Source organism: Herbiconiux sp. UC225_62 (assembly GCF_042694625.1).
Taxonomy (GTDB): Bacteria; Actinomycetota; Actinomycetes; order Actinomycetales; family Microbacteriaceae; genus Herbiconiux.
The window spans coordinates 3,004,609-3,018,588 of sequence record NZ_CP170551.1; the positions used below are offsets into that span (position 1 = coordinate 3,004,609).

General features: G+C 69.5%; 14 protein-coding genes. 6 read left to right on the forward strand and 8 right to left on the reverse strand.

Going from position 1 to position 13,980, the window contains the following annotated elements; genetic code table 11:
* Positions 1–6: 6 nt before the first annotated feature.
* Positions 7–879 carry an acyl-CoA thioesterase gene (locus ACFJGU_RS14625; protein WP_382304226.1) on the reverse strand — a complete coding sequence of 291 codons (873 nt, stop codon included), beginning with the start codon at positions 877–879 and terminating at the stop codon, positions 7–9.
* A 79-nt stretch (positions 880–958) separates the two neighbouring features.
* Here ACFJGU_RS14625 and ACFJGU_RS14630 point away from each other — a divergent pair, with 79 nt between their 5' ends.
* Positions 959–1,642 (forward strand): hypothetical protein, encoded by a 684-nt coding sequence (locus tag ACFJGU_RS14630; RefSeq protein ID WP_382304227.1) that lies wholly within the window; start codon positions 959–961, stop codon positions 1,640–1,642.
* Between the two features lie 4 nt (positions 1,643–1,646).
* Here ACFJGU_RS14630 and ACFJGU_RS14635 read toward each other — a convergent pair whose 3' ends face one another.
* From ACFJGU_RS14635 to pepN, 4 genes are all read right to left on the reverse strand, one after another.
* Positions 1,647–3,290: an FAD-binding dehydrogenase gene (locus tag ACFJGU_RS14635; RefSeq protein ID WP_382304228.1), complete on the reverse strand. Its 1,644-nt coding sequence runs from the start codon at positions 3,288–3,290 to the stop codon at positions 1,647–1,649.
* Between the two features lie 46 nt (positions 3,291–3,336).
* The gene (locus tag ACFJGU_RS14640) at positions 3,337–3,720 is read right to left on the reverse strand and encodes a globin (protein ID WP_382310384.1); all 384 of its coding nucleotides are present in this window, start codon (positions 3,718–3,720) and stop codon (positions 3,337–3,339) included.
* A 24-nt stretch (positions 3,721–3,744) separates the two neighbouring features.
* On the reverse strand, positions 3,745–4,734 hold the full coding sequence (locus ACFJGU_RS14645) for a mechanosensitive ion channel family protein (RefSeq protein ID WP_382304229.1): 990 nt from the start codon (positions 4,732–4,734) through the stop codon (positions 3,745–3,747).
* A 118-nt stretch (positions 4,735–4,852) separates the two neighbouring features.
* Entirely contained in the window at positions 4,853–7,402 is a 2,550-nt protein-coding gene (gene pepN / locus ACFJGU_RS14650; RefSeq protein WP_382304230.1) for an aminopeptidase N, read from the reverse strand.
* 95 nt (positions 7,403–7,497) lie between these two features.
* Here pepN and ACFJGU_RS14655 point away from each other — a divergent pair, with 95 nt between their 5' ends.
* On the forward strand, positions 7,498–8,109 hold the full coding sequence (locus ACFJGU_RS14655) for a DsbA family protein (RefSeq protein WP_382304231.1): 612 nt from the start codon (positions 7,498–7,500) through the stop codon (positions 8,107–8,109).
* 57 nt (positions 8,110–8,166) lie between these two features.
* Here ACFJGU_RS14655 and ACFJGU_RS14660 read toward each other — a convergent pair whose 3' ends face one another.
* Positions 8,167–8,958: a DUF4184 family protein gene (locus ACFJGU_RS14660; RefSeq protein ID WP_382304232.1), complete on the reverse strand. Its 792-nt coding sequence runs from the start codon at positions 8,956–8,958 to the stop codon at positions 8,167–8,169.
* Between the two features lie 46 nt (positions 8,959–9,004).
* Between ACFJGU_RS14660 and ACFJGU_RS14665 the strand changes: the two genes are divergently transcribed.
* The 4 genes from ACFJGU_RS14665 to ACFJGU_RS14680 are packed head-to-tail and all read left to right on the forward strand — an operon-like array spanning position 9,005 to position 12,797.
* Positions 9,005–9,493 (forward strand): ribose-5-phosphate isomerase, encoded by a 489-nt coding sequence (locus ACFJGU_RS14665; RefSeq protein WP_382304233.1) that lies wholly within the window; start codon positions 9,005–9,007, stop codon positions 9,491–9,493.
* Between the two features lie 18 nt (positions 9,494–9,511).
* Positions 9,512–10,606 carry an Fpg/Nei family DNA glycosylase gene (locus ACFJGU_RS14670; protein WP_382304234.1) on the forward strand — a complete coding sequence of 365 codons (1,095 nt, stop codon included), beginning with the start codon at positions 9,512–9,514 and terminating at the stop codon, positions 10,604–10,606.
* A gap of 2 nt (positions 10,607–10,608) precedes the next feature.
* Positions 10,609–11,244, forward strand: a complete 636-nt coding sequence (locus ACFJGU_RS14675; protein ID WP_382310385.1) for an FMN-binding negative transcriptional regulator — start codon at positions 10,609–10,611, stop codon at positions 11,242–11,244.
* A complete protein-coding gene (locus tag ACFJGU_RS14680) occupies positions 11,241–12,797 on the forward strand; it encodes an amidohydrolase family protein (RefSeq protein ID WP_382304235.1) in 1,557 nt (518 codons plus the stop codon). The genes ACFJGU_RS14675 and ACFJGU_RS14680 overlap by 4 nt, the downstream gene beginning before the upstream one ends.
* Before the next feature lie 143 nt (positions 12,798–12,940).
* Here the strand turns inward: ACFJGU_RS14680 and ACFJGU_RS14685 are convergent, their stop codons facing one another.
* On the reverse strand, positions 12,941–13,426 hold the full coding sequence (locus ACFJGU_RS14685; RefSeq protein WP_382304236.1) for a Dps family protein: 486 nt from the start codon (positions 13,424–13,426) through the stop codon (positions 12,941–12,943).
* A 73-nt stretch (positions 13,427–13,499) separates the two neighbouring features.
* Positions 13,500–13,973, reverse strand: a complete 474-nt coding sequence (locus tag ACFJGU_RS14690) for a hypothetical protein (RefSeq protein WP_382304237.1) — start codon at positions 13,971–13,973, stop codon at positions 13,500–13,502.
* Positions 13,974–13,980 lie beyond the last annotated feature (7 nt).

A 13,980-nucleotide genomic window follows, 5' to 3' on the forward strand; every position in this document is an offset into this window, starting at 1 on the left:
CGCACGTCAGTCGGCGTCGGCGATCCGCAACATGCCCTCCTGGGCGACGGAGGCGATGAGCCGCCCTCCGCGGTCGTAGATGCTGCCGAGAGCGAATCCTCGCCCGCCTCCGGCGCTCGGCGAGTTCTGCGTGTAGAGCAGCCACTCGTCGGCACGGGCGAAACGGTGCCACCACATCGCGTGATCGAGGCTGGCCATCTTGAGGTCGGGGCGTCCCCAGGCGATGCCGTGCCGGCGCATCACGGGCTCCAGGATGGCGTAGTCGCTCGCGTACGCGAGGGCGGCGCGGTGCAGATTCGGGTCGTCGGGAAGACGGCCGAGCGCCTTGATCCACACGGCCTGATGCGCGACGCGCTCGCCTTCCACCGAGAGGTAGATCGCCGAGGGGATGTGGCGCATGTCGAAGGCGCGTTCGCGCGCCCACGTGCGGGCGATCGGGTGATCGATCTTCGAGAGCACCTCGGCCGCACTCGGGAGGTCTTCGGGCTCGGGCAGATCGGTCGGCATCTCCACCTGGTGCTCGATGCCGGCATCCTCGGTCTGGAACGAGAAGATGGCCGAGAGGATCGGCACGCCGTTCTGGTAGGCCTGAGTGCGCCGGGTGGAGAACGAGCGGCCGTCGTGGATGCGGTCGACCGCGAAGGTGATCGGCAGGGCGGCGTCGCCCGGCCTCAGGAAGTAGCCGTGCAGGGAGTGCACCACTCGGCTGGGGTCGACAGTGCGCACGGCGGCGATCACCGATTGGGCGAGCACCTGGCCGCCGAAGACGCGACCGTTGGGCATCCACTGCGAGGGACCCGTGAAGATGTCCTCCGAGGTGCGGGCGCCGGTGTCGGCGAGATCGAGGGTGGTCAGGAAGCCGGAGAGGGCGTCGGACATGGTTCCTCCGAAGAGTTCAGGACGCGGCGTCGTGACGAGACTCGTTCCCGTGCACTGTGAAGTAGTTTAGACAGCAGAGATGGTCCAGTTCTTCACCCTCATCGACGCCGCGTCGCTCGGCGACCTCAAGGTCTTCCTCGGCCGCGCCGCGCGCGTCGAGGACGGCTCGGTCCGTCTGATCGGCGGCCTCGGTGTGCTCGCCGCCTACACCGCCGTGCTCACCCCCAAGGGCCTGCTCGATTCGACGCCGACCGTGCTGGGGCTCCGCACCTTCGCGCAGGCGAGTCCGGATGCCTTCGACGTGGTGGTCCCCATCCGTGCACTCCTGGATCGACTGGCCCAGCTCTCGTTGGTGAGCAACTCCGAGTCGGGCCCGATCGATGTTCCGTTGCCGCCGGCGGCGACCGGCGTGGCCTGGGCCGGCATCAGCCCGCCCCGCGGAGGCTGGGAGCCCGCAGGCATGCTCCCCTCGAACCTGCTCGAATCCGTCGCGCGCACCGGCATCGCCGAGGTCGCCGCCGCGGTGCCCGCCGACACCGGCGAGCAGCTGGTGCACCGCGTGCGCTCCGAGGTCTGGGGCCGCGAACTGGCGGAGGAGGTGCTGCCGGAGCTGCATCCGCGCATCCCCGCCGGAGCGGCCTTCTGCGCCGTCAGCCTCGGCTTCGTACGCCGCGACGACGAAGACGTGCGCGTCTTCGTCTCGGGCCCCTGGCTCCGGCTGACTCTGCGCCGCGGGCACGTCCTGGTGCTGGTGCGCCGCTAGCGGATCACACCGCCCGCGCCACCGCCCGGCCCGCCTGGCGGCCCGAGAAGAGGCAGCCGCCGAGGAACGTGCCCTCGAGCGCTCGGTAGCCGTGCATCCCGCCGCCCCCGAAGCCGCTCACCTCGCCTGCCGCGTAGAGTCCGGCGATCGGCGAGCCGGAGGCGTCCAGCACGCGCCCGTCGAGGTCGGTCGACATCCCGCCGAGGCTCTTTCGGGTGAGGATGTGCAGCTTCACGGCGATCAGTGGGCCGGCCTTCGGATCGAGCAGCCGGTGCGGCTTCGCGGCCCGGATCAACTTGTCGCCGAGGTAGCGCCGGGCTCCGCGCACTGCCGTGATCTGCGCGTCCTTCGTGAAAGTGTTGGCGATCTCGCGATCGCGCGCGAATACTTCGCGGGTCACGCGCGCCGGGTCGAGCGGTCCGTCCGGCTCGAGCCGCGCCATACCGTGCAGCAGCTCGGGCAGCGTCTCCGCCACCACGAAGTCGGCGCCCTGCGCCTTGAATGCCTCCACCGGGCCCGGAGCGCCCGGACGGATGCGCTGCGCGAGCAACCGCAGGTCCTTGCCGGTGAGGTCGGGGTTCTGTTCGCTGCCCGAGAGGGCGAACTCCTTCTCGATGATCGCCTGGGTCAGCACGAACCAGCTGTAGTCGTAGCCGGTGCTGAGGATGTGCTCCAGCGTGCCGAGCGTGTCGAACCCGGGGAACAACGGCACCGGCAGTCGCGCGCCCGTCGCGTCGAGCCAGAGCGACGACGGTCCGGGGAGGATGCGGATGCCGTGTAGCGGCCACACGGGGGCGTAGTTCGTGATGCCCTCGGTGTAGTGCCACATCCGGTCGGTGTTCACGAGACGGGCACCGGCGCGCTCGCTGATGGCGAGCATCCGTCCGTCGACGTGTTCGGGAACCCCGGACAGCATGGTGGCCGGGGGAGCGCCGAGCCGCTTCGGCCACGACTCCCGAACCAGGTCGTGGTTGCCGCCGATGCCACCGCTGGTCACGATCACGGCGGAGGCGGCCAGCTCGAAGTCGCCGACAATGTCCCGCGAACTCGACTCGCCCCGGGCCGCGGTGCTCGGCGCCAGCACGGACCCGCGCACGCCGGTGACTGCTCCGTCCGAGGTCACCAGCTCGTCCACCCGGTGCCGGTGCAGGATGCTCGCCCGCCCCTCATCGACACCCGCCCGGAAGCGCGCGATGAACGGCGCGAGCACGCCCGGCCCCGTCCCCCAGGTGATGTGAAAGCGCGGCACCGAATTGCCGTGCCCGTTCGCCGTGTACCCGCCGCGCTCCGCCCAGCCCACCACCGGGAAGAACCGCACCCCGCGTTCGTGCAGCCAGGCACGCTTCTCGCCGGCCGCGAACTGCAGGTAGGCCTCGGCCCATCTGCGGGGCCACTCGTCTTCGGGTCGATCGAACCCGGCGCTGCCGAACCAGTCCTGCCGGGCGAGTTCAAGGGTGTCGCGCACGCGCATCCGGCGCTGTTCCGGGCTGTCGACGAGGAAGATGCCGCCGAACGACCACCACGCCTGCCCGCCGAGCGACGCAGCGGGTTCCTGCTCCACGACCGTCACCCGCTTGCCCGCGTCGAGCAGCTCGCAGGCGGCGACCAGTCCGGCCAGTCCCGCCCCCACCACGATCACGTCCTGCATGCGACCCCCTCGTCGTCAGAAACCCGTCACGCTCACCGCGTGTTCATCACTCGTCGAAAGTATTCACCATCGCGTGCGCTGCGCGCTCGAGGTAACCCCAGAGGATCTCGCGGTCCAGTGGCGACAGGCCGATCGAGTCCACGGCGACCTGCATGTGCGCGAGCCAGCGGTCGCGCGCATCCGGGTTCACCTTGAACGGGTTGTGGCGCATCCGGAGTCGCGGATGCCCGCGCTGCTCGCTGTAGGTACCCGGGCCGCCCCAGTACTGCTCGAGGAACATCGTGAGGCGCTCCACCGCGCCGGCCCAGTCGTCGGCCGGGTACATGGGCTTCAGCACCGGATCGGTGGCCACACCCTCGTAGAACTTCGTCACCAGCGCGACGAAGGTCGGGTGCCCGCCGATCTGTTCGTAGAACGGATGCTCGGGCATTTTCGGGGAGATCTCGATCACGATCTAATTGTGACCCTTCGAACCGGGCGAATTCGCCTGTGTGGATACCGGGGAGGTGCGCGGGGGTCGCGCGCCCTTCACGCTCGTCGCGCCCTCGAAGCCGGAAAGCACCACGGTGTTCAGCGACGGCAGCGTCACATCGAGCTCGTCGAGTGCGCGCTTCAGACGGATGCGCAGGTCGCGGGCCACGTCGTCCTTCGCCGAGGTGCGGGTCTTCACCACGACGCGGATCACGAGGGCTTCGGCCGAGATCGACTCGAGACCCCAGATCTCGGGCTTCTCGATGATGCGCGAGCGCCACTTCGGCTCGTTCGACATGGCCACGGCGGTCTCGAGGATCTTGTCCTGCACCGTGTCGAGATCGGCGTCGTACGGGATGGCCAGGTCGATGATGACGCGCGCCCAGCCCTGCGACATGTTGCCGACGCGCAGGATCTCGCCATTGCGCACGAACCAGAGCGTGCCGTTCACGTCGCGCACCTGGGTGACGCGGATGCCGACCGCCTCGACCACGCCGGTGGCCGGCCCCAGGTCGACCACGTCGCCCACGCCGAGCTGATCCTCGAACACCATGAACAGGCCGTTGAGCACGTCTTTCACGATGTTCTGAGCGCCGAAGCCGAGGCCGGCGCCGAGGGCAGCGGTGAGCAGGGCCAGGGAACCCAGGATGCTGGGGTCGATCGTGTTGACGATCAAGACGATGCCCACCACCACGATCGTCACGTTGATGATGTTCGTCAGCACGGTGCCGAGCGTGCGGGTGCGTTGCACGATGCGCACGGCGGCGAGCGGAGACGCGTTCAGCGCTTGGGTGTCGGTGACGTTCTGTTTCTTCTTCACACCGGTGACGACCTGGTCGACCAGTCGTCTCACGGTGAAGAGCAGTACACCGCGCAGCACGATCGCGCCGATGATGATGGTCAGGATGCCGATCGGCACCTCGTACGTCGTCAGGAACGAACCGAAGTTCGCCCACATCGTGTTCCAGTCCATATGCGCTCCACCCTACGGGCCGGCTCTGGACGCCCCCTCAAAGGACGGCCCGGACTTCTTGCCCCGTCCGGTCCCATGATCACGGATTTGGGACCGGACGGGGCATGAAGTCGATGGGTCAGGAGGCGTCGCGGGCCTGGGCTGCGAGGGCGCGGTCAACGCCCGCGAGGTTCTCGATCACGAGGCGACGGAGGGCGGGGATGCCCTTGTTCGCGGGGTCGTCGAGCCAGGCCTGGGTCGCATCCCGGAGCTCCCGGTTGGCGAGGGGTGCGGGGTACAGGCCGTTGATGACCGACGCGGCGATCGCGTAGCTGCGGTTCGCCCAGAGCGGCTGCAACGCGGCGAAGTACCGCGGGACCAGCGGCTCGAACAGCGACGGGTCGCTTCCGCGCTGGAACCCGAGCCCGGTGGCCCGCACGATCGCGTTCGGAGCCGTGTCGGTGTCGACCAGCGACGCGAACGCCGCCGCCTTGGCCTCCGGCGTCGGGATGGCGGCTCTCGCGTGCGCCGCCGACTGCTGGCCCGATGCCGTGTTGTCGGCCTCGAGGGTGGCGTCGATCTCGGCCTCACCGGCCTTGCCGCCCGCCACGAGGGCGATGAGCAGCTCCCAGGTGAGGTCGGTGTCGATGTCGAGTCCCTCGAGCATCACGGTCCCGTCGTGCAGGTGCGCCACGTTCTCGAGCTGATCCTCGGTGCTCGCGAGTGCGGCGAAGAACTTCACGAACTGGAATTGGGCATCCGAACCGGGGGCGGCGTCGAGGGCGAGCTTCCAGAGCGCGTCGGCGGCGGTGCGAATGACCTCGGACCGCACCTCGGGAGCCACGTACTGCGTGGCCGTCAGCACGAGCTGACCGAGCACGGTGCGGATGGTGGTCGACTCGGTCTCCGTGGCGATGTTGCCGAGCACGAGACGCACGAACTCGCGGCCACGGGTCTCGGCGTCGCGCGTCGAGTCCCACACCGAACCCCACACCAGCGAGCGGGCCAGCGGGCTCTCGATGGAGGCCAGACGGTCGATGGCGGTGTCGAGCGAGTATCCGTCGAGACGGATCTTGGCGTACGCCAGGTCGTCGTCGTTCAAGAGCACGAGTGCCGGCCGGTCGCGACCGACGAGCTGCGGCACCGGGGTCTCCTCGCCGTCGACGTCGAGCTCCACGCGGAAGGTGCGCACGAGGGAGTCGCCCTCGAGCTCATAGATACCGATCGCGAGCCGGTGGGGCCGGATGGTCGGGTAGTCGAGAGGAGCCTCCTGCAACACCGTGAACGAGGTGATCACGTCATCCGCGTTGTACTCGATACGCGGGCGCAGGGTGTTGACGCCGGCGGTCTCGAGCCACAGCTGCGACCACTCCGTGAGGTCGCGCCCGCTCGTGGTCTCGAGCTCGGTGAGCAGATCGTTCAGCTCCGTGTTGCCGAACTGGTGCTTGTTCACGTAGGCCGCGACGCCCGCCATGAACTCGTCCTGCCCCACCCAGGCCACGAGCTGCTTCAGCACCGAGGCGCCCTTGGCGTAGGTGATGCCGTCGAAGTTCACCTGCACGTCTTCGAGGTCGTTGATGGTGGCGACGATCGGATGCGTCGAGGGCAGCTGGTCCTGGCGGTAGGCCCAGCTCTTCTCCATGGCGGCGAAGGTCGTCCAGGCCTCCTTCCACTCGGTGGCCTCGGCGGTCGCGAGCGTCGACATGTACTCGGCGAACGACTCGTTCAGCCACAGGTCGTTCCACCAGCGCATGGTGACGAGGTCGCCGAACCACATGTGGGCGAGCTCGTGCAGGATCGTGACGACGCGGCGCTCGCGCACGGCATCCGTGACCTTCGAGCGGAACACGTAGGTCTCGGTGAAGGTCACCGCGCCCGCGTTCTCCATGGCTCCCGCGTTGAACTCGGGCACGAAGAGCTGATCGTACTTCGCGAAGGGGTAGGGGAAGTCGTACTTCTCCTCGTAGAAGGCGAAGCCCTCGCGGGTCTTCTCGAAGATGTAGTCGGCGTCCATGTACTGCGAGAGGGAGGCGCGGGAGAACACGCCGAGCGCGATCTCGCGGCCGTCAGCGCTCGTCAGCGAGCTGCGCTCCACGATGTAAGGGCCCGCCACGATGGCGGTGATGTAGGAGGAGATGCGCGGGGTGGGCTCGAAGGTCCACGTGGCGGTGGAGTCGGGGCCGGGTACGGGTTCGGGCGTGGGGGAGTTCGACACGACCTCCCAGTAGTCGGGCGCCGTGACGGTGAACGTGAAGGTGGCCTTGAGGTCGGGCTGCTCGAACACCGCGAACATGCGGCGCGAATCGGGCACCTCGAACTGGCTGTAGAGGTAGACCTCGTCGTCGACCGGGTCGACGAAGCGGTGCAGGCCCTCACCGGTGTTGGTGTAGATCATGTCGGCGTCGACCACGAGCGTGTTCTCGGCCTTCAGGCCGGGGAGCTGGATGCGCACGCCGTCGGAGACGGTGGCGGGGTCGAGCGACTCGCCGTTCAGCGTCACGGCGTGCACCGTGCGCGTGATGGCGTCGATGAAGGTCTCCGCGCCTTCGGTCGCGGTGAACTGCACGGCGGTGGTGCTGCGGAACGTCTCGGGACCTGTTGTGAGGTCGAGCACGACGTCGTAGCTCTGCGTCGCGATGAGCGCCGCACGCTCCTGGGCTTCGGCGCGGGTGAGGTTTTCTCCTGGCACTGGTTGCTCTCCTTTTCGATTGCCCGATCAGCCTAACGGGGGCGCCCGGTCAAGGCATCCGGCATAACCGCAGGGGGAGCGTGGTTCGACCAATCATGACCTCTCCCAAGACAGCTGTTGATTTCTGGTTCGACCCCTCCTGCCCGTGGGCCTGGATGACCTCCCGCTGGGTCGACGAGGTGGCGGAACACCGCGACCTCGACGTCACCTGGCACATCATGAGCCTGGCCGTGCTGAACGAGGACAACGACGACATCCCGGATTCCTACAAGGCCTTCTTCCCCCGCGCCCTGCGCTACACCCGCCTCGTGACCGCAGCCGCGGAGCTGCACGGGCAAGACGTCGTGAAGCCGCTCTACGACGCGCTCGGCACGCGCATCCACCCGGGCGGCTCTCTCGACCCCGACGAGGTCATCCCGGCGGCGCTCGCCGAGGTGGGACTCCCGGCCTCGCTCGCGGCGTACTCGGAATCCGACGAGTACGACCCGCAGATGCGCGCCTCGCACTTCGACGGGATCGAGCGGGTGGGTCAGGATGTCGGCACCCCTGTCATCGCCGTCAACGGCACAGCCTTCTTCGGCCCCGTGATCAGCCCGGCCCCCACGGGCGAGATCGCGCTGACCCTGTGGGACGGCGTCGTGGCCGCCGCCTCCTACGACGGTTTCTTCGAACTCAAGCGCTCCCGGACCCGCGACCCGCAGTTCTAGCGGTCCGTCCTCCCCTTCGGGAGGAGGAGACGCACACGAAGGCCGTATTCGGGGGTCTTAGTGCGCTGCTCCTCCCGAAAGGGAGCGGCGGGTCAGGTGGACGGTGACGCCCGCCAGCAGGGCTGCCACCGCGAACCAGCCGCCGGCCGTTTCCACCAGCCCCAGCGCGAGGTCGAAGAGTCCGGATGCGCCCGACCGGTGCGGCGTGGTCGCGAGGGCGACGGCGGCCCCGGCCGCCGTGCCCAGGGCGACGACCGCCCAGAAGAAGATCGCCGACCGTGGGCGCGCGTCTCGGGGCTGGGCGATCGGGCGCCGCCGCACCAGCCACGCCACGAGCCACGCCATGACGGCCACGAGGCCCAGTAGCGAGCTGAGGTAATGGAGCCAGACAGCGAGCGGGATGCCCGCCATGTCCTCGTCGAGCACCGGGAGAAGGGCGCTGCCCCAGCGGCCGGCGTGGGTGAAGCCGTCCCAGATGATGTGTGACACGACGCCGATCGCGAGCGCTGCCACCAGAAGCGCCGCCTCTCGTCCCGAGAGGGCGAGTGAGCGCCATCCGTCGCCCGCGGAACCCGACCACTCAGCCGGCAGCCGCTCGGCCAACCCCCGCGGCGACACCTCCCGCGCGACCGGCCGCACCACGACGCGCCACAGCGCGAACGCCAGAAACGCCAGCACCAGTCCCGTCACCGGGAACCACGGCAGCTCGTGCGTCGACTCGTAGTCGAACCCCACAGGCAGGAAGAGCGGCAGATCCGGCGCCATCGCTCCCGCGGCCACCGCACCGGCCGGCAGCGCCGTGCGGGCGAACGGCACCGCGACGATCGCATGACTCACGGTGAACGGCACCCCGGCAGCGTACCCGGCCGTCCTCCTCGACCAATAAACTCAGTGCATGCGAATCCACATCGGCACCGACCACGCCGGGCTCGAGTTCAGCAAGCAGATCCAGAAGCACCTCAGCGCCGCCGGTCACGAAGTCATCGACCACGGTCCGGAGTCCTACGACCCGATCGACGACTACCCCTCGTTCTGCATCAACGCCGCACACGCGGTGGTGGAAGACCAGCGCGCCGGCGTCGAGGCGCTCGGCGTCGTCTTCGGCGGCTCCGGCAACGGCGAGCAGATCGCCGCGAACAAGGTCCACGGGGTGCGTGCCGCTCTCGCCTGGAGCGAGGCCACCGCGAAGCTCGCCCGCCAGCACAACGACGCCAACGTGGTGGCCATCGGCGCTCGCCAGCACACTGTCGAGGAGGCGCTTGCTCTCATCGACTTCTTCGTGAACGAGCCCTTCTCCCTCGAGGAACGGCACGTGCGCCGAATCGCCCAGCTCGCCGAATACGAGACCACCGGCGCGATCGCCGACCGCCACATCGACGCGTAGGCGCCGGAGGGAGCACCGATGCCCGAGGGTCATTCCGTCCACCGGATCGCGCGCCAGTTCGCGCGCAATTTCGTCGGGCACCGGGTGGCGGTGAGCTCCCCGCAGGGCCGCTTCGCCGAGGGAGCGTCGCTCCTCGACGGCAAGACGATGACGGCGTCCCGCGCCGTCGGAAAGCAGATGTTCCTCGAGTTCGACGGCGTCATCTGGCTCCGCGTGCACCTCGGCATCTACGGCGCCTGGGACTTCGCGGGCGACATCACGACCGACGCCACGATGCGCTCGGCGGGCGGCCGGATGGGGCAGACCAACCAGCGCGGCACCATCCTCGGCGACACTCCGGAGGGAACGATCGACGAGATCGCGATCGGCGAGGCGATGGCGGCGCGGGCGGATGTCGCGACGGCGACCGTCCCGGATGGCACCCGCCCGGTTCCCGAGGGCCCCGACGACGCCGACGGCGAGGACTCCGTCAGCTCCATCGGCGCTCCCCGTCGCGCCCGCCTGCGGATGGCCGAGCAGGAGAAGGCGGGGGAGGAGTACGGCAGCTTCCCACCCGACCCGGTCGGCGCGGTGCGCGTGCGCCTGCTCACGGAGACCGCCGTCGCCGACTTGCGCGGCCCCACCGCCTGCGAGGTACTCGACCCGGCGCAGGTCGATGCGGTGATCGCGAAGCTCGGCCCCGATCCGCTGCTCGACGACTCCGCCGCGGCCGAGGAACGCTTCGTCGCCGCGGTCACCAAGAAGCAGACCCCGATCGCCCTGCTGCTCATGGACCAGAGCGTGGTGAGCGGCATCGGCAACGTCTACCGCGCCGAGATGCTCTTCCGTGCCCGCCTCGAACCGCACACCCCCGGAAAGCTCGTGCCCACCGACACCGTACGCGCCCTCTGGCGCGACTGGGCCTACCTGCTCGACCTGGGCGTGCGCACCGGCCAGATGCTCACCATGGACGGCCTCGACGACGAGGCCTACGCCAAGGCGATGGCGAGCCGCGCCGACCGGCACTGGGTCTACAAGCGCGAAGGCCTGCCCTGCCGCGTCTGCGGAGCCAACATCCTGATGGAAGAACTCGGCGGCCGCAAGCTCTACTGGTGCCCGAAGGACCAGGTGTAGCCGTGCGGCACAACCCCGTCTTCGACCTGACCGACCCCGACGAGATCCGCCGGCTGATCGCCGAGAACCCCTGGGCCACCATCGTCTCCTCGACCTCGAACGGCCTCGTCGCCTCCCACTACCCGGTGCTCGTCGACGACACGCGCGAGGAGCTCGCCATCGTCAGCCACGTCGGCCGCCCGGATGAGCGCCTGCACGAGTGGGGCGACCACGAGGTGCTGGTGATCATCCAGGGACCGCACGGCTACATCTCGCCGGGCTGGTACGACCCGTCGCCGGCCGTGCCCACCTGGAACTTCGTGACCGCCCACCTCTACGGTGTGCCCGAGATCCTGCCCGCCGACGAGAACCTGCGCGTGCTCGAGCAGCTCGTCGACCACTTCGAAGACCCGATGCCGGAGCCGCGGCGGATGCGCGGAACCCTCGAGAACTCGGCCTACGCCGACCGCATCAGCGCCGGCACCGTCGGCTTCCGGCTGCCGGTCACGCGGTTCACGGCCAAGGTCAAGATGAGCCAGAACCGCGACGAGGAGACGCGGCGGCGGATCGTGTCGGAGCTCGAGGGTCCGGGACCCTATGCGAGCCCTGAGCTGGCCCGCGAGGTGCGCTTGGCCAACCCCGAGGTCTTCGGCGCGTGAGCGCTCCAGAGCCGCTGCTCCTCACGGGGGCGCGGATGCCCGGCGAGACCGAGCCGGTCGACGTCACGATCGTCGACGGGCGGGTCGCCGCCATCGTTCCGGCCGGTTCGGGTGGTTTCGGGCGAACGAGCGCGGACGCGATCCCTCAGGGGGCCCCACGTCGCTCCACGTTCGCCCGAAATGACACAGCACCGCCTGAGCGCATCGAGCTCGACGGGCGCTGGGTGATCCCGGGTCTCTGGGACAACCACGTGCACTTCAGCGCCTGGGCCGCGGTCTCACGCCGCCTCGACGTCTCCACCGCCCGGTCGGCCGCCGAGACGGTGGCGCTGGTGCGCGCCGCGGTGGAGGGGGCGGGCATCCTCGTGGGTTTCGGATTCCGTGACGGGCTCTGGGACGACGAACCGACCGCCGCCGGGCTCGACGCTGTCAGCGGAGACCGCCCGGTCGTGCTCGTCTCCGGAGACCTGCACTGCTGCTGGCTGAACTCGGCCGCGCTCGCGCAGTTCGGCCGGGCGGGGCATCCGACCGGCGTGCTGCGCGAAGACGATGCGTTCGCAGTGCAGCGCGCGCTCGACGACGTGCCTGCGGCCACCGTCGACGCCTGGGCCCTCGATGCCGCGCGCGCCGCAGCGGCCCGCGGCGTGGTGGGCATCGTCGACCTCGAGATGGCGTGGAACCACGACGTCTGGCAGCGCCGCGCGGCGGCCGGGCACGACCTGCTCCGCGTCGAATTCGGCGTCTACCCGCAGCATCTCGACCGCGCCATCGGCGACGGTCTCCGTACCGGCGACCTGGTCGACGAGGCCGGGCTCGTGCGGGTGGGACCGTTCAAGGTCATTACCGACGGATCGCTGAACACCCGCACCGCCTACTGCTTCGACGAGTACCCCGGACTCGAAGGCCGGCCGAACTCGCATGGGCTCCTCACGGTGCCGCCCACGGACCTGCGCGACCTCCTGGTGCGCGCGACTGCGGCGGGCTTCGTGCCCGCCGTGCATGCCATCGGCGACCACGCCAACCGGCTGGTGCTCGACGTGTTCGAGAGCATCGGATGCGCCGGCTCGCTCGAACACGCCCAGCTGCTCGCACTCGTCGACGTCCCGCGCTTCGCCGCCCTCGGTGTGGTGGCGAGCGTGCAGCCCGAGCACGCGATGGACGACCGCGACGTCGCCGACCGCTTCTGGTCCGGCCGCACCCACCGCTCCTTCGCACTCGCAAGCCTGCTCGAGGCGGGGGCGACGCTGGCAATGGGCTCGGACGCGCCGGTCGCCCCGCTCGATCCGTGGATCACGATGGCGGCCGCCGTGGGTCGCACACGCGACGGGCGTGAGCCGTGGCATCCGGAACAGCGCATCCCGGCCGAGGCGGCGCTCGCCGCGTCCACCCGCTCGGGCTCACGAATCCGTCTCGGCGCCCCCGCCGACCTCGCGGTGACAGAGCTGGACCCTCTCGCCGCCGGTGACGACCTCACCGCGGCGGCGTCCCATCTCCGCACGATGCCCGTCGCCCTCACCCTCCTCGAAGGCCGCCCCACTCACCGCGCCGTCTGATCATCCGCTCATCCGCGCGTCTTTGCGTCTCGCCCCGACGAGGAGGCGCCAAAGCACGCGGGTCAATGGGCAGCGAGGGATTTCTGGCACGAAAAAGCGGGCGCGTCCCCGGAGGGCGCGCCCGCTTTCGCGAGGGGTGCGGACTACGCGGCGATGTGCGCGAAGAGGAACCAGCGGTCCTTGTCGAGGCCGCGGGCGATCTCGATCGCCACGTCCTGGCTGGTCTGGTCGATGACGTCGAGCTCCTTCACGGCCTTGTTGACCACGGCGAGGGCGACATCGATCTGCTCGATGATCGACGTGATCATCGCGTCGGATGCGAGGAACCCGGCGGGCATCTTGCCGGCGCCGGTCTTCTCGGCGACCGTCTGGATGCGGGCGTCGATCGGCAGGCCCAGGGCGACGACGCGCTCGGCGGCGGTGTCGGCGTAGTCCTGCGCGTGGTCGACGATCTGGTCGAGCAGTTCGTGCACACCGATGAAGTTGGCGCCACGCACGTGCCAGTGGGCCTGCTTGCCGTTCACGGCGAGGGCCTGCAGTTCGATGACCACCGGGCCGAGGAACTGTGCCGCGGCGGCGGCGACATCCGGGCTCGTGGTGCTGGTGGGGGTGGTGATTACCTCGGTCATTGGGTGTCCTTCCGATTCCCTATGCCTCAACGGTACTCAGCCAGAAAAATGCCGCAAGCAAGCTGAGGCTCGGCTAAATTTCCTCGGAGGCGGGGAACGGGCGCCGGAAATAGGCGTTCGAATTCGGCAGGTACATCGCCACGAGCGCGACGATCGTGACCAGGGCGTGCGCGATGGCGGTGCCCGGGTTGCTGAGGAACTCGTAGTAGACCCCCACCAGTCCGATGACGCCGAGCACCGTGAGGGTGTTACGGGCCCAGACCCGGCCGCGCAGCATGAACACGGCCGCCACGATGCGGAGCACGGCCACCAGGGCGATCAGGATGCCGGCCGTCACGAACAGGCCCACGAGAACAGCCGCCTCGGAGTCCTCCACGCCGACGACGAGTGGGATGGCGCCGGCCACGAGTGCGAACCCGAGCCCGCCGATGACCGAGAGGATGGCCTCGGCGAGCCAGAGCCAGAAGGAGATCTTCACTTCGAGGGGCGAGGCCTGGAGGGCCGTCTCACCGGTGAACTCCGGACCGGACAGTTCTTCGTCGGACATGGCTCGC